General features: G+C 38.4%; 17 protein-coding genes and 1 pseudogene. 9 read left to right on the top strand and 9 right to left on the bottom strand.

Annotated features, from left to right (window positions below; translation table 11 throughout):
• Positions 1-5: 5 nt before the first annotated feature.
• A complete protein-coding gene (locus AC1VU3_RS12910) occupies positions 6-1457 on the bottom strand; it encodes an S-layer homology domain-containing protein (RefSeq protein WP_480390185.1) in 1452 nt (483 codons plus the stop codon).
• Between the two features lie 297 nt (positions 1458-1754).
• Positions 1755-3392, bottom strand: a complete 1638-nt coding sequence (locus tag AC1VU3_RS12905) for a hypothetical protein (RefSeq protein WP_482983696.1) — start codon at positions 3390-3392, stop codon at positions 1755-1757.
• 250 nt (positions 3393-3642) lie between these two features.
• Here AC1VU3_RS12905 and AC1VU3_RS12900 point away from each other — a divergent pair, with 250 nt between their 5' ends.
• Positions 3643-4716, top strand: coding sequence for a branched-chain amino acid aminotransferase (locus tag AC1VU3_RS12900; RefSeq protein WP_480390187.1), 1074 nt, complete (start codon positions 3643-3645; stop codon positions 4714-4716).
• Positions 4717-4973: 257 nt separating this feature from the next.
• On the opposite strand, the gene AC1VU3_RS12895 is transcribed toward AC1VU3_RS12900, so the two are convergent.
• A complete protein-coding gene (locus tag AC1VU3_RS12895; RefSeq protein ID WP_480390188.1) occupies positions 4974-5519 on the bottom strand; it encodes a transposase in 546 nt (181 codons plus the stop codon).
• A 382-nt stretch (positions 5520-5901) separates the two neighbouring features.
• Between AC1VU3_RS12895 and AC1VU3_RS12890 the strand changes: the two genes are divergently transcribed.
• The 3 genes from AC1VU3_RS12890 to AC1VU3_RS12880 all read left to right on the top strand — a co-directional run bounded on the left by AC1VU3_RS12890 (position 5902) and on the right by AC1VU3_RS12880 (position 9002).
• Positions 5902-6609 carry a response regulator transcription factor gene (locus AC1VU3_RS12890; protein WP_480390189.1) on the top strand — a complete coding sequence of 236 codons (708 nt, stop codon included), beginning with the start codon at positions 5902-5904 and terminating at the stop codon, positions 6607-6609.
• On the top strand, positions 6599-7936 hold the full coding sequence (locus AC1VU3_RS12885; RefSeq protein WP_482983695.1) for a sensor histidine kinase: 1338 nt from the start codon (positions 6599-6601) through the stop codon (positions 7934-7936). The genes AC1VU3_RS12890 and AC1VU3_RS12885 overlap by 11 nt, the downstream gene beginning before the upstream one ends.
• Positions 7937-7997: 61 nt before the next feature.
• Positions 7998-9002: a PepSY domain-containing protein gene (locus AC1VU3_RS12880; protein ID WP_482983694.1), complete on the top strand. Its 1005-nt coding sequence runs from the start codon at positions 7998-8000 to the stop codon at positions 9000-9002.
• A 452-nt stretch (positions 9003-9454) separates the two neighbouring features.
• Here the strand turns inward: AC1VU3_RS12880 and AC1VU3_RS12875 are convergent, their stop codons facing one another.
• Positions 9455-10429 (bottom strand): proline dehydrogenase family protein, encoded by a 975-nt coding sequence (locus tag AC1VU3_RS12875; protein ID WP_482983693.1) that lies wholly within the window; start codon positions 10427-10429, stop codon positions 9455-9457.
• Between the two features lie 271 nt (positions 10430-10700).
• Here AC1VU3_RS12875 and AC1VU3_RS12870 point away from each other — a divergent pair, with 271 nt between their 5' ends.
• On the top strand, positions 10701-11570 hold the full coding sequence (locus AC1VU3_RS12870) for a hypothetical protein (protein ID WP_482983692.1): 870 nt from the start codon (positions 10701-10703) through the stop codon (positions 11568-11570).
• A 129-nt stretch (positions 11571-11699) separates the two neighbouring features.
• Here AC1VU3_RS12870 and menC read toward each other — a convergent pair whose 3' ends face one another.
• The 3 genes from menC to AC1VU3_RS12855 are packed head-to-tail and all read right to left on the bottom strand — an operon-like array spanning position 11700 to position 14025.
• On the bottom strand, positions 11700-12803 hold the full coding sequence (gene menC / locus AC1VU3_RS12865; protein WP_482983691.1) for an o-succinylbenzoate synthase: 1104 nt from the start codon (positions 12801-12803) through the stop codon (positions 11700-11702).
• Between the two features lie 15 nt (positions 12804-12818).
• The gene (locus tag AC1VU3_RS12860) at positions 12819-13118 is read right to left on the bottom strand and encodes a hypothetical protein (RefSeq protein WP_482983690.1); all 300 of its coding nucleotides are present in this window, start codon (positions 13116-13118) and stop codon (positions 12819-12821) included.
• Between the two features lie 49 nt (positions 13119-13167).
• Positions 13168-14025: a MurR/RpiR family transcriptional regulator gene (locus tag AC1VU3_RS12855; RefSeq protein WP_482983689.1), complete on the bottom strand. Its 858-nt coding sequence runs from the start codon at positions 14023-14025 to the stop codon at positions 13168-13170.
• A gap of 524 nt (positions 14026-14549) precedes the next feature.
• On the opposite strand from AC1VU3_RS12855, the gene AC1VU3_RS12850 reads away from it, so the two are divergent.
• Entirely contained in the window at positions 14550-14747 is a 198-nt protein-coding gene (locus AC1VU3_RS12850) for a hypothetical protein (RefSeq protein ID WP_480390197.1), read from the top strand.
• Between the two features lie 12 nt (positions 14748-14759).
• On the opposite strand, the pseudogene AC1VU3_RS12845 reads toward AC1VU3_RS12850, so the two are convergent.
• Positions 14760-16742, bottom strand: a pseudogene (locus AC1VU3_RS12845) (thioredoxin domain-containing protein).
• Positions 16743-16970: 228 nt separating this feature from the next.
• Here AC1VU3_RS12845 and guaC point away from each other — a divergent pair.
• The 3 genes from guaC (at position 16971) to AC1VU3_RS12830 (ending at position 19902) form a co-directional block, all read left to right on the top strand.
• Entirely contained in the window at positions 16971-17954 is a 984-nt protein-coding gene (guaC, locus tag AC1VU3_RS12840; protein WP_482983688.1) for a GMP reductase, read from the top strand.
• A 726-nt stretch (positions 17955-18680) separates the two neighbouring features.
• Positions 18681-19151 (top strand): hypothetical protein, encoded by a 471-nt coding sequence (locus AC1VU3_RS12835; RefSeq protein ID WP_482983687.1) that lies wholly within the window; start codon positions 18681-18683, stop codon positions 19149-19151.
• Between the two features lie 94 nt (positions 19152-19245).
• Positions 19246-19902 (top strand): Type 1 glutamine amidotransferase-like domain-containing protein, encoded by a 657-nt coding sequence (locus AC1VU3_RS12830; RefSeq protein ID WP_480390201.1) that lies wholly within the window; start codon positions 19246-19248, stop codon positions 19900-19902.
• A 217-nt stretch (positions 19903-20119) separates the two neighbouring features.
• On the opposite strand, the gene AC1VU3_RS12825 is transcribed toward AC1VU3_RS12830, so the two are convergent.
• Positions 20120-21496 (bottom strand): FAD-binding oxidoreductase, encoded by a 1377-nt coding sequence (locus tag AC1VU3_RS12825; protein ID WP_482983686.1) that lies wholly within the window; start codon positions 21494-21496, stop codon positions 20120-20122.
• Positions 21497-21543: the final 47 nt, after the last annotated feature.

The following is a 21543-nucleotide window of genomic DNA, read 5'->3' as shown; positions in this document are numbered from 1 at the left end:
TCCCCTTAGTCAAAAAAGAGCATGTCGTCACGGTAATTTTGTTTTAAATCTGCTTCTAGGAAGTTCAAGAAGCGTGAAATAATGGCAGAAGCCTGTGCTCTCGTAAGAGGCTGATTTGGATTAAAGCGGTTTTTTTCATCTCCACTTATTAGTCCGAGCTCAGTGGCTACATAGACACTATCCTTCGCATATGCAGGGATTTTTTTATCATCCGCATAGCTTGTTTTAAAGCCAGGGCTTGGTGCTCTTCCTTCTAAGCCGAGTGCGCGTACTAGTATTGCTACGGCCTGTGCACGCTTGATTGGTTGGTTTGGAGCAAAGGTAGTAGGGTTAACTCCTGAAATGATTCCTTTTTCTACTGCACTTTCAATGTAAGGATAATCTGGATCTTTCGGATTCAAATCAGCAAAAATTGCCTTTGCAGGAGCTCTTTTTGTTTTTGGTTGCTCTAATACTCGAAGGTCAACAGCCTTCAATACTCCTACCGTAAATTGATATCTTTGCATCGGTGTGTTAGGAGAGAAGAATTGACTTGATTCGTCTAAAATGCCTAAGGAATATAGCTTTTCAATGTCGTCCTTTGCCCAATGGTTAGAAAGGTCGCGAAGCTTGGGAACAATTAACCGTTCTACAGTAGGCAGGTTTTCTTGTGCAAGATTCATTTTTCCTTTTGAAGACGTATATCTTGAATAGGGAATATCATACGTATATTCTGCAATCATATTGCTAGAGTTGATGACAGAATGCCCTCCTACAAAGCTTGAAAGAGAAGGAGGATTTGGCTCATATTGCAACGTTTTTGACTTGCTGTCAGAGACCTTGCTAGTAATATAAGCAGTTCCTTGCGGAGTGATGATTTCGTAATCCATTAGCTGAGTTTCGGTAGCACCCCAGAAGTTTTTATAACCCATGTCTCTTCCACTCATAAACATGGTGATAGTTTCTTTAGTAGAGTTGGAACCAGTGCCTTTTGTTGTCTTAATAAATGTTTTTCTACCTGAAATATTGCCAGAGTAGTAATCAGACGCTGGTCTGTTGTCAATGATTGAAGCCTTAGAAAATTGATAGTCATCTAAAGTATAGGTTTCACTTCCTACCGTGATTTTTTCAGTAAAACTTTTAACTATCGTATTGGAGGTTGTTTGTCCTTTATCTGCATGTGCTTCTAGACTAGAAACATAAACTACGTTTCTAGTTAGTTTATCTCCATCGGCTGAACTAAGATTGAACTTATAGGTTGTTGTAATCTGATTCTTCGCTTCTCTTTCTGTAACTATAGGTTTTCCAGAAAATCTAATAGGGTAACCTGCAAGGAAGAATACTTCTTCATATGTATATTCGTTTTGAACTCCTCCTTGGAATTCTGGAGCCTTTGCAAAGGCTTTTTCTGTGTCTAGCGCAAGGAACAATAGACTTACACAAAGTGCAAAAGATAAATAGAATTGTAATTTTCTCATGTTGTTTACTCTTACCTCGTTTCATCGATTTGAGGATGGAATTGGCATGTAAAGTAGTGCTTACATGCCAAATTTTCATCTCTTCATTCATTCTTCCGTTAGAAATTTTTATCCAAAGGCTATGAGTCTGGTTTTCGTTAGATCGACAGAGTGAATTTTTTCACCATGGTATTTTTCATCTTCTTCATACTGATAAATAGAAACAGTAGTTAGATTTTCTTTGTCGTGCATGTGTTTTCCAATTAGCTAAACTCCCTTTACAAAACACTATGGAATTTCAGGTTACGAGCCGAGTAGTTAGTCAACTAATATAAATCTGCCTTTTACAAAAGATTCGTGGATGATAAATAGACGGTCGTTTGGCTCAAGGTCGCTAATGGAAATCACTTTGCCTTCCTTAATAAATGTTGCCTGTTCAACATTCATATTGTATATTTTTCCTGCTTCCTTCCAAGTGCCTGACTGCCAATTGCTTACGTTTTGTACCCTTATCGTTGAACCGTAGGAAGTCTCTAATCGACCAATTGATATTAGATTTGCAGGCTTTGTTATTGTGCCAACAAGGTGCATTGCAGTTATGTCATTGTCTTTCACATAGAAATATGCGAACTGACCGATTCTGTCATCCAGTTCATTTTTAGGCAGAACAGTTAGGGTTCCTCTTCTAAAATCTTCTACCGCTGTTGTCTCATTATGGAATGTAAGCTTAGTGCTAGGGGTACTCGCCCAGTAGTTGCCAGACAGCTTACTAGCATTATTAACCGTTATCTCATAGTTATTTGTGGAGCTTATTCTACCGTAATATAATGTATAATCAGCTAGGTTTGGACTTTGAAAACCATCATTTGTAATTTGAATAATATTCGCAAATTGATTTTTAGCCGTGCCATCTGTTAAAACAAAAGCTGTACCACTGGCCTGTAAACTGTTTGAATCTACTAATCGTCCATTTCTAATTAAAATGGAACCACTGTGGTAAGGAAATATGCCTGTGTTTCTAAGACCAATCTTTTTAGTAGACGTGTTAATAGAGGACATAGGCTGGTAATAGCTTCGTTCACTAGATTTTTGGATAATTATCTTTTGGATGACTTCCTTGCCAAATTGGCTCACTGTGACATAGTAAACCTCGTCATTCACATATGAACGGAGCTGGCTTTGCTTTATCTGTTTATTCCCTACGTAAATAGATGTATTAGAGCCAAATACTCGTGATGTATTATTAGAAGCCCTTAGTTGCCATTTCCAATCCTTAAATATTTCCTCGTTTTTTACTACTAGTTTACTTTGTATGGGATCTATTTTTTGGATAGTTCCTTTATATATATTCTCGATGATGGAGCCCTGGGTATTTACTTCGATGGAGGAAATGATGTTTGAGTCGTGCTCCACTAACATTCCTTTTACTTTATCGCCCTCAAAAAATGCACTTAAATCAACTTGACTCTGATCTTTAAATAATTCTGTCTCGTTATTCATATAATAAGTTTTTGTTTTCCCCGACGTCAGCTTAATTGAAAGGTATGTACCCTTCTTATCTATCCGACTGATGCTGCCAGAGAAGCTTTTTCCAATTGCATCTGTATCACTGTTTGCAATATTTACGTTGCCTCTTAATTCTTTCACCTTTCGAAGGTTAACTTCTGCTTCTATTTTCATGCCTAGTTTGAAAGCTGTAATAGTAGTAGGTATTGAATTAATGGAAAGTTTGGAGGAGCTATCCATATGAAAGGTTACCTCTCGACCGTTGCTGCTTTTAATGGTTACCTTCACTGGTTTTGTGCCTATGGAACCATCGTTTTTTTCAAAATCGGTGTAAGTAGCTTCGACAAAAGTTCCCTTGTAAAGTGTGGATGCAGTAGCTTCAGATGATAAAAATAGGCTACTAATGAAAAGCGATAGTACTATACAATAGAGGAAAATCTTCTTAGACAAATTATTGCCCCCTTTATTTGTGACTATATGTATAGTTATTTTATCGGCCAATATTCCAATAATGTTATGAAATTATTGATATTTCTATCTTTTCCATAGAATTCCGAAAGTGGGTTCTTGTTAATAAAATATTTTGAATATTTTATAAAAGGGTATTTACGAATTTAGTAAAAGGAGTATAATTGCATATAATATATTGCACATTTCTATAGTGTAATTTAATAATCTAATAGCTAAATGGGGTAATGATATGTCTAATAGTCTAAAAATTCTTTTGAACGAAAGTGATATTAAAAGTGACAAGATTCCTGCAAGTGAATTGGTTTTTGGACGGAAATTCACGGACCATATGTTTATAGCGGACTATACTGCCGGAGTAGGTTGGCATGATTATCGAATTGTTCCATATCAGCCTATTATGTTAGATCCCTCCGCTACAGTTCTGCATTACGGACAAACTGTGTTTGAAGGAATGAAGGCATACCTTTCTGAAAAAGGGAAGATTCGCTTATTCCGTCCGGAACAGAACTTGAAACGGATGAATATATCCTGCGACCGTTTAAGCATGCCGCCAATAAATGAAGAAATGGCACTAGAGGCATTAAAGCAATTATTAGAGGTAGACAGAGAATGGATACCAAATGAGCCAGGGACTGCTCTCTATATCCGACCTTTCATGATAGCTACAGAACCACATCTAGGGGTTTCGCCGTCAAAAACTTATCGCTTTATGATTATCATGTCGCCAGTTGGTTCTTATTATAAAGAAGGAATTCACCCTGTGAAGATTCTCGTAGAAAGTGAATATGTACGGGCCGTGGCAGGGGGGACTGGTGCTGCTAAAACAGCTGGTAACTATGCAGCTGGTTTAAAGGCACAAGAGGTTGCTGACCGAGAAGGGTACTCACAGGTGCTATGGCTAGATGGAGTAGAAAGAAAATATATAGAAGAAGTCGGTAGCATGAATGTCTTCTTTAAAATAGACGGAGAGGTTGTCACACCAGCGCTAAATGGCAGTATTTTGGATGGGATTACTAGAAAATCGATTATCCAGCTTCTAAAATACTGGGGTGTTCCAGTATCTGAAAGAAAGGTTTCGATGGAGGACATCCGGAATGCATATGTTAATGGGAAGCTTGAAGAGGCTTTTGGTACCGGAACAGCAGCGGTTATTTCCCCTATAGGAGAGCTTTGCTGGAAAAATGAATTGTTTTATATTAACAACGGCGAGGCTGGCGAGCTGTCTACAAAATTGTATGATACGTTAGTTGGTATCCAAAGAGGAAAACAAGAAGACCCATTTGGTTGGGTATTAGAGTTATAGAATCTTGAAGAATAGTGGGTTAGAACAAATCCAAAAACAGTACTTATGATTCTTTCATAAGTGCTGTTTTATATTGGAGACTCAGGTTTTTCAGTTGTTGCGCCGGAGGCCAACAGGATGTTGGTCAGGAAAACGTTGTCACACGACGTGACGTTCTTAGTTTTCCCTCCACGTGGCAAGCCAGCACCCAATAGTTAGAGGTTGTACAATTTTGCCTATCACTCTGCTTAGCCCCGCTAAAATATCACAAAACTTCGTTACAATGGAGATGTCTTAATATGTCTTCGAGATTTCCCAACTTCTACACTGCTTACTTTGGACTTAGGACGAAGTATAAAGGACAATTCCGGAAGAGACTGTTCTTTGGAGGTCTGCAATGAACAGGAACTATATGGATAAGCATCTGTCTTTGTCATAATGCCTGCTAACAGTGGCTGCTCGTATATAAAATTTACTATTTTTAATAGCTCATTTTCTGTTTGAATAATGCTAGTGAAGAAATTTGATTCATATAGCTGCCCTGTCCATTTATATTTTTGTTTATAGTAACGTGAATAGGTTTTATTGATATATAGCATAATCTCAGGGAGAGGTTCTTGGGAGGAGCGGATTAGTATATGATACTGGTTATCTAGTAGACAGTAAGCGAGTAAGTGGAAAGAAGACTCCTTGCTAGCTCTTCTCAAGATACGAATGAATTCTTTATAATCATCGGAACAGCGGAATATTTGTTGTCTATTATTACCTCTCATCGTTACATAATAGCAAGTGTATGGCAGCCAAAATTTTCTCGTGCTTTGCATTCCTTTCAATCCTCCCCTAAACTATTTTTTTAAAGATACAGTAATTTACATAAGATGACAAATCACTTAATTAAATGTTTTATGAAACTATTCCATTTTATTAAGAAAAAATGAATGAAAATGGTTTTTCCGTATGCAAATGAGGATAAAAATAATTTATAGATATACAAAGTTTAAGACAGATTTAGCTCAGAGGATGAAAATATTTCCTTGGAGCGAGATAGTTTGTAGATTAAAAATGAAAGTTTGTCACCTTTGACACTAAAAGACAACCGCTTCTCTTATACGTTAAAATATGGTATTGACTATTAGGAGATAAGACAATGTCTCAAGGAAAAATTTTAAAATAGTATGATAGAATAAGAGCAAAAGGAGGATTCTAATGAAGGAACAAGTGCTAATCATAGAAGACGAAGAGAATATTGCACGTGTTCTTCAATTGGAATTGCAGTTTGAAGGATACGAGGTTGAAGTTGCCCATACCGGGCCGGATGGATTAATTAAATATAGAGAAAATAGCTGGAATCTCGTGTTGTTAGACTTAATGTTACCTGGACTCCATGGCTTGGATGTATTAAGAAGAATTAGGGCAACAGAAATGAGTACTCCGGTCATCTTATTGACAGCAAAGGGAGAGGTAGAAGATAAGGTGGCAGGCTTGGATTTGGGGGCAAACGATTATATAACAAAACCGTTTGAGATTGAAGAGCTAATGGCTAGAGTGCGATCTGCCATCCGCTTTGCTAAAAAAGTGGATGCCCCTCAAGTGAAGGACGAGAAGATCCATGTGTTCCACACCCTTGTGTTAAATGAACATACCCGAGAAATTACAAATAACGGAAGGATGATAAATTTAACCCCAAGGGAATACGACCTTTTACTTTTTCTAATGAGGCATCCCAACCAAGTATTATCTAGAGAGCAACTACTGGATGCAGTGTGGGGATATGATTATTATGGAGATACAAATGTGGTAGACGTTTACATAAGGTATGTACGAAAAAAACTGGAAGTAACGGGGAAAGCATCTTTTATCCAAACTATCCGTGGGGTTGGTTATGTGTTGAAGGAGCAATCTAATGAAGCTTAAAACGAAGATTCATCTGTTCTCGACTTTTTTAACGCTTGTTATATTGGGAATAATGAATGTTGGCGTTTATTTCATCTATGAGCGCTTGGCTTACGATACGGAGTATAAGCAATTAAATGAGGAGATAGATGAGCTGATTACTGCCATTAGTAAGTTAGAGGAAAAAGATGATGCAGCTACTTTGCTTAGAGCCTATCTTCCTCCGAATGGCGGTATCCGGGTCGTTCAATCAAATGTAACTAAAATGTTTGTTCAATCTATTGAGGGGCTTAATAATTATTATCCCGAATACCAGTCTGAAGAAAGATATTCGATTGATAATTTTGAAGGGCCCCCCGTGATGGCAATCTCTAAGCCTGTTATTTGGGCGGATGGGGAAGTGCTGGAAATCCAAGTGATGAAGGTTTTATTAGAAGTAGAGAAAAACTTAACCTACTTGCGCTTTACTCTAATAGGGGTTACGTTGATTGGTCTGTTTCTTATGACCATCTCTAGCTTTATACTCGGAAATATTATTACGAGCCCTATTAATCGCCTGATTAATACGATGGCTAAGAGTAGAATTTCAGGGAACTATGAAAAATACAAGCTAAGCCCTAATAGAAAAGATGAAATTGCACAGATGGGGATTGCTTTTAACGAAATGATGGAGCAGCTTGAGGAAAATTATAAGAAACAGGAGCAGTTCGTATCAGATGCTTCTCATGAATTAAAGACGCCTATTACGGTTATTGAGAGCTATGCTCGATTGTTAGCTAGGCATGGTTTGAAAAACGAAGAAGTAGCGACGGAATCCATCCAAACTATCTTAAAGGAAACAGATCGCATGAAGGAGATGGTTTCACAAATGCTCCTGTTGGCTAAAGGGAATAGCCAAGCCACTCCTCACATAGAAACAGTTAATATAGAAGAACTTGTGTCCTCTACTCTTCAATCGCTACGTACTGCGTATGGAAGACAATTTATTCTTGAGTCGGAAGCTAATCTTTTTGTGGATACGGACAAGCAGAAGCTAAAACAGTTGCTGTTCATTATCTTAGACAATGCGAGGAAGTACAGCGATAAAGAAATTTATACTATTGTCCAAAAGAAAGAGAAGGGTGTATTAATCAGTGTCCAAGATTATGGGAATGGTATACCAGAGGAAGCATTAGATCATATTTTTGATCGTTTTTATAGAGTCGATCAGGATCGAAACAGAAAGACTGGCGGAACAGGTTTGGGCCTGGCTATTGCAAAAGAGATTTCGAAAACACTCTTCATTGATTTAACAATTTCTAGCAAGATTGGGGAAGGAAGCACTGTATATATTTTTATTCCAAATTAACCATTTCTCATCAATTTTTAATGTTTCTTTATTATGATGGTAGGGTGGAGGGGTGAATGGAATGAAAATGAAGCAGAGAAAAAAGTGGCTCACCTTCATTTCTATAGTAATAGTAATCGGAATAGGTGTCGCTTATGCATTCATGACTTCGAAAAGCCAGGTCATCACCGAAACCGATGTGAGAAATCAGCTTTCTTCCCTGTATGACGCGGAAGTAGCGGATGTTCAAAAAACGAAGGATGTTTATACAGCAGTCATTACAAAGAGTGGGTCTGCATACTTGGTTGAAATGAATCCAAAAAATGGTGAAATTTTTTCATTACAGCCTACAGAGGAGCAACCAGTTTCGAAGCAAGTACATTCAACAAGTTCCAATATTTCCGACAAGGAGAAGGAGCTTCCGTCTAGTACTAAGCCAAAGTCACAGCCGGATTCAACTAACAAGCAACGTACCAGTACAAACCTTTCAAAACCAGGAACGGCAAAAGAGGACAAATCTGTTTCACAGGATGAGAACGGAAGTAAAAATAATGCTGGTAGGCAAAAGCAAGAGACAGGTACTGTGAAAGAGCAGGTTTCTAGCGAAGGACTTCCAATAGATGAAACTCAGCCTGCTACACCTTCTGGAGAAACTGTATCTCAGCCTACTAATACCGAGGCTGTCGCACCTAACGATACAAAGCAACCCTCTTCAGAAGAAAAAAAGGATGAGCAGACAAGTGCTGAATCAACGAAAGAAACAGTGAATGATAGCAAGGGGGCACCTGCACTCACAGGGGAAAAAGCTATCACCATAGCAACAGTGGATGAGTCAAAAACCGACGTATCAGCTAAGGAAACTCAGCCGTCTACCATGTATATTTCAAAGAAAGAAGCGATTCGGATTGCGCTTGAACAGTACAAAGGCTCCTTTGAAAAATTGAGTTTTGAAAAGAAAGAGGATGGCGGTTTTTATTTAGTTACGTTAAAGGACATCACAAGCGAAAAAGACTCCAAGGAAAAACAAAAGGCTACCGTACAAATACATGCTATCTCTGGCAAAATCCTTTCAGTCACATGGGAATAGATATTTCTCATGAATTTCTCATTTTTCTCTAAGGTTCCTCTCATCTAGAAGAATTATGATGGAGTTACAAATAAATAAGTATTCTGTTGCGAAAGCAACACATTATAAAAGGGGAATTTCATAAAGGCAACCAACCATTTTTTATGAAATTATAAACGACCTACCAATATGACCATGTTCTATTTTCCCCGTAGAATATGGTTTTTTATTTTGGATAAAGCACAACAAATGTGATAGTTGCTTTTGATAAGAGATAAGAATGGGTATAAATAAAGAGACGAAGGGGATTATGCTGGATGATAGACTCTTAAAATTCGTTGCAAGTAAAGTAGCCTATCGTGCAGTTAAATATCTTGTTATTTAGTATTCTAAGTCTAAGCACTTTTTTAAAACGAAGAAAGAAAAGAAAACTGCCGTTCACCAGATGAACGACAGTTTTTTTAAATTTATACTTATTTTTTCTTTCCTTTTGTTAGTCTTCCTAATAGGAATGCGCCTGCTGCAACACCAAGGACTGTGTTTGTGCGTTTGTTGAATACTTGTTTTGCAACTAAATTTAAGTTGGCAGGACGCTCTGCTAAGCGACGCATGAAATATCCGTACCAGTCTTTCCCGAACGGAACATAGGTTGTAAAGTTATAGCCTTCTTTTGCAAGCTGTTCTTGCATATCAGTGCGGAAGCCATATAGCATTTGGAATTCAAATTTATCGTAAGGAATGTTATGTTCCTTTATAAATTGCTTTATTTCATTAATCACATGATGATCATGTGTAGCGATGGAAGTAAATTTCCCGTTTAGTAAGTGCCATTTAATTAATTCAACATAGTTTTTGTCGATTTCCTCTTTTGTTTGATAAGCTACATCTGCAGGCTCTTTGTAAGCACCTTTTACAATACGAAGACGGAAGTCCTTATATTTTTGGATGTCGTCTGCTGCACGGAAGAAATAAGCTTGAATCACTGTACCAACATTATCAAAATCCTTTGATAGCTCGTCTAATATATCAAAGGAAGGCTGAAGATGCTTGTTCGACTCCATATCGATATTGATAAACATATTATATTTTGCAGCAGCCTCTACAATTTCCCGAAGATTTTGTAAAGCAAAATCATAATCTATATCTAAGCCTAGCTGAGAAGGCTTTAGGGAAATATGAGCGTCTACTTGATGCGTATGAATAGCTTCTACTACGTTTAAAATTTGTTCTTTCGCTTCTAGCGCTTCCTCTTTTTCAAATACAAATTCTCCTAGATTATCAACAGTACAAGAGATTCCAAGTGCATTCAATTTTTTAATGCTTTCTATTGTTTCTTCTATATTAGTTCCTGCAACTACACTTTGTGCACCCATTTTTAAACCATATTTTTTTGCTGCTCCATTTAACAGCTGATTTTCAGATAAAGCCATAAAGATATCTTTTAACATAATGATGCTCCTATCTCTATATTGATGTCTTATTATATCATATAAATGATATTCATGTGCACGTTATGCAAGGGGAACCCTTCTATTTATGACATGATGCAACAAGAAGATGAAGTTCATGTCTAGTATATTACTTTTTTATTACTGATAGTATATTTGTGTTTTCTTAGCTTAGCTCAGGGTATTCAAAGGATGAGTATCGTGTTTTTTAGTGTGTACAAAAGTGTACTTTTTAGTCGATGCTTACACTGAAAAAGGAGGCATAAATAGTATGAAGCAGAAGGGTATGAAAGCAACGGCAGCTACTGCGTTACTATCAGCAGCAATCTTAGGAGGACCTATTGCTGGGAGTGCTCACGGAGGGCCAGGACATGATAAAGGACACTCAAAGGATCACAAACAATCCTATCAAACAATGGAAAACTACAAGCAAAAGGATAAGCGAGATAAACACGGGAAAAGGGAAGGGCACAGAGATCGAGGAGATCATGGCTTCCGCCAAGCAAACTTTGATAGACATGGTGAGAACTCAAAGCATGTCGAGCAAGTACAAGGTAGAGACAACGGGAGAGTGGAAAGTGCAAATTCCCAAAGAAAAGAGAATGCTAAGAGCAGAGCGGACAAGGTAAGAGCAGACAAGCCGAATAAAATTATTCCTACTCCTGCACCAGTACCAGCAGTAACAGTCGCCGATGTGACTGCCTTTGGAGACGAACATCTCTTACCATATGTGAATGCGCTGGATAAAGCGGAGGTAAATGTAGATTGGGAAGGCATTCAAAAGAATTCTAGAGTCCTTTCTGCAAATGTCAAGCAAGTGGCAAAGTTAATCGACAAGCTAGAAAACAGTGAAGAAAAAGCGAATCTGATCAACAGCTATGTAGTTCCTGGAGAAGAGGCGTTGTCAGACGTAAAGCTTGCGCTTAAAGCACATAAAACCCTACAAAATGCTGAAAATCAATATGCAAAGGGGAAGGCAAATAAAGCGGTATGGAAGTTAATCAAAGCAAAGGTTCTAACAAACAGACTAGATCGTGGAGCCGATGACCCGCTTCTAGCAGACCTGCAATCTAGAATAAATAGTTTACAAGCGAAGATTAAGGAATCTTACAATACGAATGTGGATGAGGTTTCTCTCTAGTGGCTTAGCTTAAATGGGATAAAACACGGAAAGCACTTATGATTCTTCTGTACTGGCAAGAATCATAAGTGCTTTTAAGCTACTACTGTAACTGGGGATTCCAGTTAGGTTTGAAGGTGTTATAGGCTGTCACCAGCTATGTTCCTCGACTGTAAATTGATTTATTGCTGAGTAATCAAGCTCATATCCAATGCCGTATCCAGAGGGAATAGCTATACAGCCATCTACTGCTACAATCTCTGGGGTAATTATATCCCTCTCCCAATATCGTGAGGAGCCTGAGATATCTCCAGGAAATGAGAAGTTCGGTAGGGAAGCAAGAGCAATATTATGGGCTCTTCCAACTCCTGCCTCTAGCATTCCTCCGCACCAAACAGGTACGCCAGCTTGCAAGCAGTAGTCATGAATCTTTTTAGCCTCTGTTAACCCTCCGACTCTTCCGATTTTAATATTGATAACCTTTGCGCTGCCAAGCTCAATAGCCTTTCTTGCATCCTCTAAAGATTGAATGCTTTCGTCTAAGCAAATAGGTGTTTTTAGTTTCTTCTGTAATGCCGCATGGTCCACAATATCATCAAAGCCAAGAGGCTGCTCAATCATGAGGAGGTCAAATGGATCTAGCTTCTGTAATAGCTCAATATCTTGCAGAGTGTAAGCAGAGTTAGCATCAGCCATTAACGGAATATCAGGAAATACCTCTCTAATAGACTGGAGCAGTTGGACATCTTCTCCTGGTTTAATTTTTACTTTTATTCGTTTATAGCCGTCTTGTAAATGGGCTTTGATTACCCTTTGTAATGCTTCGAAGCTATTCTGTAGACCAATGCTGACACCAACCTCGATTTTCTTTCTTGTACCGCCTAAGGCTTGCGACAGGGTTTGCTTATTCCTCTTTGCATATAAGTCCCAAACAGCTCCTTCCAGTGCTGCCTTTGCCATATTGTTTCTACGAATAGAAGAAAAGCGTTTGCTAATCTCATCTGGATGTTCGATATTTTGATGAAGTATTAGAGGGATTAAAAATTCCTTCATTATATGAAAATTCGTTTCGACCGTTTCTTCGGTATACCAAGGGGCGTGGAAGGCGACAGATTCTCCGTAACCGATGTTCCCCAGCTCATCCATCACCTCGATTAGATAAAATGGCTTGTCCTGGATACTGCCAAAGCTCGTTTGAAATGGGGATTTTAATCGCATCTTGAGTTTTCTTAGGCTGATCTCCTGAATATACATCTCTCTGATCTCCCTCTAGGATGAAATTTTTTCTTTCTTTATAAATTGGTAGTAGTTAACAGGCTCGTCTGTTTTACGTACCGCTATGATTGAATAGTCTTCATTGAATAAAATTTGCATAATCCTTTTAATTTGTAATCGCCATTTTAAAGCTAACGGAGGGTCGGTAATCTTCATCTCCTCTATTAGTTGAGGGATGGGTACTTCATAACCCTCCTCGGTTGGCTGGAAAGTCGGGGGCTCTACTAAAATAGGATAATTTTTTTCTGTAATTGTAATTTGAAATGGCTGCATAAATGTCTTATTGTCCTTCATGCGTTTGTTCCTCCGCTCGTTCACTTTAAAACTGCCAACATAAGTTCCATCAAGACTCATCTGCTTCTTCAAACAAAAAGTGGCTAGGTATATTTTGATACATTTGCTGTCTGTGCTTGAATGCTTCCTTTTGTTCTACTATTAATCCTGCAACAATCGCATTCATAAATGAAAATAAAGGAGATACTACATCGAAGGTAGATTTGTTTTGAGAATAAATAGGGAAAAGTACGTCACTATGTACATGGATCGGAGCGAGCATAGAGTCGCTGATTCCTATGATATAAGCCTTTTGCTTTCTAACAAGTTCGGCAATTTGCAGTGTTTCCTTCAAGTAACGATGGAAGGAAATGATAATTACCACTGAATTCGCATTCATTTGGGTAATTGTTCGAATAATGTCTTCTGTATCTGGACGCATGAAATGCACGTTTTCTTTTACTAGACCAATAGAGAAGGATAGCCAATTGGCAGCGGAATACGATGTACGAAGGCCGAGTACGTATACTGTTTTTGCTTTTGAAAGTCGTTGTACAGCAGCGTAGTAGGAAGCCTCGTCTATCTGGTTCATCGTTGTCAGGATAGATTGGCGGTCCTTTTCCATCACCTGCTTGTGGAAACTACTTTCTTGCTCTAGTTTGATTTCCGTATGCTGGTATGGAGTAAAGGTGGGCTCGTTAATAAAGAAGTGCTCGCGCATTAATTTTTGTAGCTCTACATATCCCGAGAAGCCAAGTGTGTAGGAGAATCTGATAATAGTTGATTCGCTTACCCCTATTCTCGCCCCTAATTCCGAAGCTGAGCAAAGAGCAATATCTCTGGGATGATCCAGTACATAACTAGCTATTTTTTTTTGGCTTTTGGACATAGAGACGAAGTTATCTCGGATAAGATCATGAAGTATCAATGTTGTTCTCCTTTTTGAAGCTATTTCGTTATTTGTATTGTCTTTTGAAGTATGCGCTTCATTTTCTATTATTGCTTAATTTATCATAATATTCCATTAAAAACAATGTTATTTTTATATTATAGAGAGAAAGAAAGAAGCCTCCCGGGGTGGGGAAGCCTCTCTGACATTCGACCATTTATTTATCCTCTTCATCAGGTCCATCTTCCTCTAGGGGATAGACAGGTCCTCCTTCTCCAATCATATTAAGAGCTGCTATCTCATCCAAATCCATACGTCTGTTCATTTCTTCTGAATCGACAGGATTTCGCTTAATTGAAAATGACCTCCTAGATTTTTTACTAATATATTCGAAAAAGGGTCATTAAAGTCCAAAAATATTTTAAACAGCGAAAATTTTGATGAAAAACCCATTTTGGTGTCTAACTCTCTATAGAAATAAAGAAGATGCTTAATTTACACAATTTTGCTTGGTTGAAAGTATACAGAAAATTGTTAAAATGGAGGTGGGAGGAGGTTATGGAATGAATGCGACGGATTTTGTAAAAGGGATGAATAGTAGTATTCATAGTGTGGAAGAGAGTTTTCAACAACTGAAGAAAGGCTCAGCACTAACGAAGACAGAGCAGCTTCAAATGATGCAGGCGCTTTTAGAGCTTAGCCAACGTATCAAGCTTCTTGAGATGCATATCGAAATACAAAAAAACGAGGGAGACCATTAGCCCCCTCAAGTTTTATTTAGAGAGCTCTGCAAATATGTCAGGGAGCTCTGTTATCTTTGCGTGGCAAACATGCTGTTCACATATTTCTATTTCCACTTGCTTAGTAGCATCATGACGAATAAACCAAACGTCATAAGGTCTGAATGTTGTATTTAAAAGCATTATAACCTTCTCTATATTGGACCCAGTAATTTTAATTTCCCTATTCTCTGAATAAAGTGCTAGCTGTGTGCATAGCAAGGTTAATGTGGAGGAAGGATAGTTAGTTATTTCGTCGGCAAATGTAAGGAGTGTTTTCTCCACTTTATTCATTAAATCTATATCGTTTGTTAGTTTGGCTAATCTCCAAAGTTGAAGAGACGCAACCCCGTTTCCTGATGGTAATGCATTGTCAAACGCTATTTTTTGGCGAACAAGTAGTTTTTCAGCCTTGATATCTGTAAAAAAGAAACCACCATTGATGGGATCTGCAAATTTCTTCTCTATTTTGTCAGCGATGTCCTTTGCTTTCTCTAGATAGTGGACTTTGCCCGTTGCCTCATACAATTCTACGTAGCTCCATAATAGGAAAGAATAGTCATCCAAGTAGGCAAGATATTTCTTCTCTCCGTCTCTATATCTGGCATATAGTTGATCATGATCCATTAAATATTTCTCAAGGAAGGAGATGGCTCTTTTTGCCTTTTCTAACAAGCTGCTCTCATTAAATGTACCAGCAGCCTTGGTCAGAGCTACAATCATTAAGGCATTCCAAGAAGTCAGTATTTTGTCATCCAGGTGCGGGTAACTTTTGGCTGCTCTTCTTTCTAATAAAATCTTTCGTGACGCCTCTAAACGTTCCTCTAATTCATCCAGAGAGAGTTGGAATTCTTCTAGTAGAGCATCGACATCCGTAAAAATAAGGTTAGGTATATTGTTACCCTCAAAGTTTCCTTCTTCGGTAATATCATAAGCATTGGCAAATAACGAACCCTCTTCTTCTCCAAGCAACTCTATTATTTAATTGTAGGACCAAATATAATAGGCGCCTTCTTTTCCATCACTATCCGCATCAATTGCTGAATAGAAGCCCCCTTCTGGTGAAGTAAGCTCTCTATCTATAAATTCCACAGTATTTAAAACGATTTCCTTATATTGAGGAATCTTTAAAATTTGATAAGCCTCCGTATATGCAAGGATGAGGAGGGCTTGATCATATAGCATCTTTTCAAAGTGAGGGACTAGCCACATTGGGTCGGTTGAATATCTGGAAAATCCGTATCCTATATGATCATATATGCCACCTCGTGCAATGCTGTTTAAGGTAGTTTCCACCATATTTAATGCCACGGGGTCCTTCTTCACCTCATAATAACGCATGAGAAAGAGAAGCTGACCAGGGGTAGGAAATTTAGGTGCACCACCAAATCCACCGTACTTTTCGTCATACATACTTCTAAGCTGTTGAAATGCCTCCTCTGTTATAGTCGGAGGAAGGGTTCCAGGGTCTTTTGATGAGCTGTTATGTAATGCAGTCATTAATCTTTTTGTGATGTCTCCGATCTTTTTATGATTTTTATTAAACGCATTGGAAAGTTGCGGGATGAGCTCTAGTAAGCCGGGACGACCGTGTTTATCTTCCTTGGGATAATATGTTCCTGCAAAAAAGGGCTCTTGCTCAGGAGTCAAAAAAACATGTAAAGGCCAGCCACCTTGACCAGTCAGCATTTCACATACATTCATGTAAAGCGAGTCTATATCTGGACGTTCTTCTCTGTCTACTTTTATGGAAATAAAGTGCTTATTCAGTAGTTCGGCAACTTCTTTGTCTGCAAATGATTCTCTTTCCATCACATGACACCAATGACAAGTGCTATAGCCTATGCTGACAAATACCGGTTTATTTTCTTTTTTTGCTATTTCAAAGGCTTCTTCTCCCCAAGGGAACCAATCGACCGGGTTATGCGCATGCTGTAAGAGATAGGGAGACTTTTCATGTAATAATCTGTTTGCCATCTGTTCACCTGCTTTTTTAGATTCTATTTAAACCATTACCCTATTACACATCAACTCACACAGGAAGAGGAGAAAAATGCTAATAAGTTGTGTCAACTTTGGAACGCAAAAAAAGTTAAACCTTTCAAGAAAATATTTGACACTCTATAGTAAATCCTGTAAATTAACCTATGTACGAACGTTTTAGTTATAATTTATATAAAATATTCGGTTTTAGGAGTGTTTTAAATGGAAAATGTGTTTGATTACGAGGATATTCAATTAATTCCTGCAAAATGTATAGTGAAGAGTAGAACAGAATGTGATACAACCGTTACACTAGGCGACCATACCTTTAAGTTGCCTGTTGTCCCTGCGAATATGCAGACAATTATAGATGATAAGATCGCTCTTTATTTAGCGGAAAATGGCTATTTCTATATCATGCATCGGTTTCATCCAGAAACACGCACGAATTTTATAAAGAAGATGAAGGAGAGAGGATTAATTGCCTCTATCAGTGTAGGCGTGAAGGACGAAGAGTATCAATTTATCGAAGCGCTTGCTGAAGAAAATTTGGTACCCGATTATATTACAATAGATATTGCACACGGTCATTCAGATGCGGTTATTCAGATGATCAAGCATATAAAAAAATATTTGCCGAAAAGCTTTGTCATAGCAGGAAACGTTGGAACTCCTGAGGCAGTAAGAGAGTTAGAGAATGCTGGTGCTGATGCAACAAAGGTAGGGATAGGACCAGGTAAAGTCTGTATTACAAAGATAAAAACAGGCTTCGGCACAGGAGGCTGGCAGCTGGCAGCATTACGCTGGTGTGCAAAGGCAGCAAGTAAACCGGTTATAGCTGACGGAGGAATTCGAACACATGGCGATATAGCAAAGTCCGTACGTTTTGGAGCTTCCATGGTGATGATTGGCTCTCTATTTGCCGGTCATGAGGAATCTCCGGGAGAGACAATCGAAAGAGGCGGGAAGCTTTACAAAGAATATTTTGGTTCTGCTTCTGAATTCCAAAAGGGTGAGCGTAAAAATGTAGAAGGTAAAAAAATGTTTGTAGAGTACAAAGGAAGCTTAGCGGATACACTGCAAGAAATGGAGCAGGATTTGCAATCTTCTATTTCCTACGCTGGCGGCAAGAAGTTAGACGCTATCCGTACCGTGGACTATGTGATTGTGAAGAATTCCATCTTTAATGGGGATAAAATTTATTGATTTAAACTAAAATGTTTTGGGCAAAAGAAGCACTTATGATTCTGATCTTACAGACTCATAAGTGCTTCATTAGTTTTTAGGCTCCTCCTATGCATTGGACGCTTTTTTAGAGAGGCAAACTAGATGGTGAGTGGAAAATTTAATGCTGAACCTTAGGTTCTCCGCATCGTCGGATGCTTGAAGTGGAGGCCAACAGGATGTTGGTCAGGAAAACGTTGTCACACGATGTGACGTTCTTAGTTTTCCCTCCCGTAAGCCAGCACCCATCGCTAACGCGCATGGCTGTGCTGTCATACCTACCACCCTGCTCCCACAGGAGTCGCCGACGCTGCTCCGAACCAATAAAGTATCTTACAAAAAATTTTTGAACAAAAAATTTTAAAAAGCCATAATCCATTAAGAAAGGAATAGGTCTTGTCCTAACGGATTAGGAATAAGTGGAGAAAATAGCAAATAACAATGGTTTTGGAGGTGCAATTAGCAAGCTAATTCGCACTTCCTTTTTTGTGTTTATCAACGTAAATAAATCTTTAAGGAGAGTCTTTAACATTAAAACCGCTGTCAAACTGGTGTTAAATATCCGCATAATATCAATCGAAACTTTTCTTTTGAAAATAAAAATGGAAATTTATGATAAAATGAATTTATAGATTGTGAAATAATGTACTTAAACAAACGGGGCAGTATAACTGTGATTGTTAAAGTTTCTATAAGGTGGTGGATATAGTGCAAACAAATGCTTTATTTTATAAAATCCAAAATGGGACTGTTTCTACTAAGGACTATATCAATTGGTCTCAAACCTTATTAGAAAACACTGTGTCATCGCCATCCGTAAATATTATATCTTCCTTATCTTTTAACGGAAATATTTTCAAAGCGGAAGCTTATTTTAATAGAGCTTTAAAAGAGTTGGCGTTACAGAAACCATCATATGAGAAATGTGCGAGAGCCTATATAGGTCATTTAGCAAATAAAATTATAAAAGAAAATGACCATACCGTAATACTTGATTTAGCTTATATGATTTTTCGGATTGTGTCTGTGGATTTACGCTATCCAGATGATTTGTTTGGGTGGTATGAAATAAGTGAAATGATTGACGAGCTACGATATGGTGATAATCCTTTCAAGTTTAATAAGGAAGAAGTAATATCGAGGATTAAAGATGAGGCAGACGAATACTTTGATAAATGATTAGTACTGCTTATTTCGCTAACAAGTACGTTGATCTCGGAAGGTCTAATGATGTGATATGTTTAAATTTCATCAACTTGCTACGGGGGAACTTATGAAGACTCATTATTATTTAGGTTGGTTTAATAATTTTTTTCCAGATAATCTAGGCAGTGTATTACAGGAGGATATTACTGATAGAAAATCGCTTGCTATGATTAGCTCGAATCCATTATGTTCTGAAGATGATGGTGCTACTGAACGCTCGTGGTTGGACCAGGCCGGTATTATATTTGATGAATATCATGTAATTAATTACCGTATACAGAAGGAAGATGCCCAAACCTTCATACAAAATGCTTCAGTTATTTTCTTGTTGGGTGGAGATACACTTAAACAAAATAGGTTTCTAATGGAATATGGATTGTGGGATTCGATTAAAAAAAGCAGAGCTGTTGTGATGGGAGCAAGCGCTGGTGCGATCAATATGTCAGCTAAATGGTTATGTTCAAAAAACTTTGGCTATCCAGTAGAAAAAAGCTCGGTTTACGATGGAATTGGCCTTGACGATTTTTCCGTCCTGTCTCATTTTGATCTAGAAAATAACATGGCAATGGTTCAAGTAGAACTGACTCTCTTATCGGAAGAAATTAATATTTATGCGTCTAACAAAGATTGTGCAATACGTGTAAAGGGAGATAAAATCGATATTTTAGGCAATGTATATTTAATTTCCCACTCAAAAATTCAGAAATTGGATGCGACGCTTTAGTAATGTGGTAAACCAATCCGATTTGTAGGTTAGTTGCATAACGTAGCGGAGAACCTAAGCGTAAAAAGGAAGAAGCCCTTATGATTCTTATCAAGATTAAGAATCATAAGGGCTTTTCACTTGTTTTGTCCCGGCCTATTTTGCTTGCTATATATTTTGTTAAGTAGCAAGGGGAGTAGGCTTCTCCCACCAACCTATTGGTTTTGTCACTGCGTCTCTATTTTTGCTTATCATAAAATATTTTCCCGGGGTTCAGTATTCCTTTGGGATCGAATACCTTTTTTAACTCCTTCATAATGTCTATTGCTAAACCATGCTCTGCATCTTGATATTTTCTTTTTCCTAAGCCTACACCGTGTTCACCTGTGCAGGTTCCTCCGAGTTCAATAGCCTTCAGAGCGATTTTCTCATTGGTAAATTCAGCTTTCTCCAACTCTTCTTTGTTGTTAGGGTCATACATGACAATCGTATGGAAGTTGCCGTCTCCCACGTGACCAAAAACCCCACCCATTAATCCACTTTCTTCTATTAAGATGCGACCGAACACAACCATGTCAGCTAGCTTGGAAATTGGAACGCATGCATCTGCTCCGGTATTCACTTTTCCTTTTATATGCTTGTAGGAATATGCAAGCTCATGTCGTGCTTTCCATAGGTCTGCACGTTCCTTTGGAGTTTGGGCTCTTACCCAGTTCTCACATCCAAGCTCCTTCATCAGCTCCTCCACAACGAAAGCCTCTTCCTCTGCTATGTTAGGTGTACCTCCAAATTCAAAGAATATGGAATGCTGCTCTGGAAAGTGGTAGCCCCCATAGCTATTCACTTGCTTAATACTATCTGCATCTACTAATTCCATCCGCATAACAGGAATTCCATAAGATAGTACCGCTTGAGCTGCTTCGGCACATGCCCTCGGTGTTTCAAAGGTACAGCGTGCTGCAATTAATTTTTCTGGTATGCCGTGCAGCTTCAGTGTGACTTTGGTGATGATGCCCAATGTTCCTTCAGAGCCTGCAATAATGCCATTTAGATGATAGCCGGAGGAGGATTTCTTGGCTTTGGACCCAGTGTGTATGATTCTTCCGTCTGCAAGGACTAGCTCCATATCTAAAATTTGTTCTCGCATGGAGCCGTACCGTACTGCCGTGGTCCCACTTGCATTGTTCGCTACCATCCCGCCAATAGAGGCATCTGCACCTGGGTCGATTGGGAAGTATAAACCATGCTTGTTCACGTACTCGTTTAATTGGAGTCTAGTTATACCTGGCTCCACCGTTATCAATAAATCCTCCGGTGAAAATTCTACTATCCGATTCATTCTCTCTAAATTAATCGAAATGCCTTTTTTTATTGGAATCGCCTGCCCCTCTAAACCAGAGCCCACTCCAAATGGCGTAACGGGGATTTCATATTTGTTCGCCAATTTCATCAAAGCTTGAACATCTTCCACATTCTCTGGGAAACATACAAAGTCTGGCTCCACAAACTCATAAGGAGATTCGTCATGGCTATGACGGAAAAGCTCTGATTCACTGGTGCTTATTTTTTCTTTTCCAAGTTCAGCGATAAAAGTATTTAATAGGTCCTGTTGCATCATAACTCTCCTTCTATTCGAAAAATTCTAAATATATATTTACAAGG

The organism is Psychrobacillus sp. Z16_25, from assembly GCF_056856695.1.
Note: the sequence above shows the minus strand (reverse complement) of the source record. Positions and strands in the feature narration are given on the sequence as shown.

Excerpts from the sequence above, each read along its gene's own strand:
- AC1VU3_RS12825 (WP_482983686.1), bottom strand. The coding sequence starts at position 21,496 with ATGCAACAGGACCTATTAAATACTTTTATCGCTGAACTTGGAAAAGAA.
- guaC (WP_482983688.1), top strand. The coding sequence starts at position 16,971 with ATGGAAAATGTGTTTGATTACGAGGATATTCAATTAATTCCTGCAAAA.
- AC1VU3_RS12880 (WP_482983694.1), top strand. The coding sequence starts at position 7,998 with ATGAAAATGAAGCAGAGAAAAAAGTGGCTCACCTTCATTTCTATAGTA.
- AC1VU3_RS12860 (WP_482983690.1), bottom strand. The coding sequence starts at position 13,118 with ATGAAGGACAATAAGACATTTATGCAGCCATTTCAAATTACAATTACA.
- AC1VU3_RS12875 (WP_482983693.1), bottom strand. The coding sequence starts at position 10,429 with ATGTTAAAAGATATCTTTATGGCTTTATCTGAAAATCAGCTGTTAAAT.
- AC1VU3_RS12850 (WP_480390197.1), top strand. The coding sequence starts at position 14,550 with ATGAATGCGACGGATTTTGTAAAAGGGATGAATAGTAGTATTCATAGT.
- AC1VU3_RS12885 (WP_482983695.1), top strand. The coding sequence starts at position 6,599 with ATGAAGCTTAAAACGAAGATTCATCTGTTCTCGACTTTTTTAACGCTT.
- AC1VU3_RS12870 (WP_482983692.1), top strand. The coding sequence starts at position 10,701 with ATGAAGCAGAAGGGTATGAAAGCAACGGCAGCTACTGCGTTACTATCA.
- AC1VU3_RS12910 (WP_480390185.1), bottom strand. The coding sequence starts at position 1,457 with ATGAGAAAATTACAATTCTATTTATCTTTTGCACTTTGTGTAAGTCTA.
- AC1VU3_RS12900 (WP_480390187.1), top strand. The coding sequence starts at position 3,643 with ATGTCTAATAGTCTAAAAATTCTTTTGAACGAAAGTGATATTAAAAGT.
- menC (WP_482983691.1), bottom strand. The coding sequence starts at position 12,803 with ATGTATATTCAGGAGATCAGCCTAAGAAAACTCAAGATGCGATTAAAA.
- AC1VU3_RS12830 (WP_480390201.1), top strand. The coding sequence starts at position 19,246 with ATGAAGACTCATTATTATTTAGGTTGGTTTAATAATTTTTTTCCAGAT.
- AC1VU3_RS12895 (WP_480390188.1), bottom strand. The coding sequence starts at position 5,519 with ATGCAAAGCACGAGAAAATTTTGGCTGCCATACACTTGCTATTATGTA.
- AC1VU3_RS12890 (WP_480390189.1), top strand. The coding sequence starts at position 5,902 with ATGAAGGAACAAGTGCTAATCATAGAAGACGAAGAGAATATTGCACGT.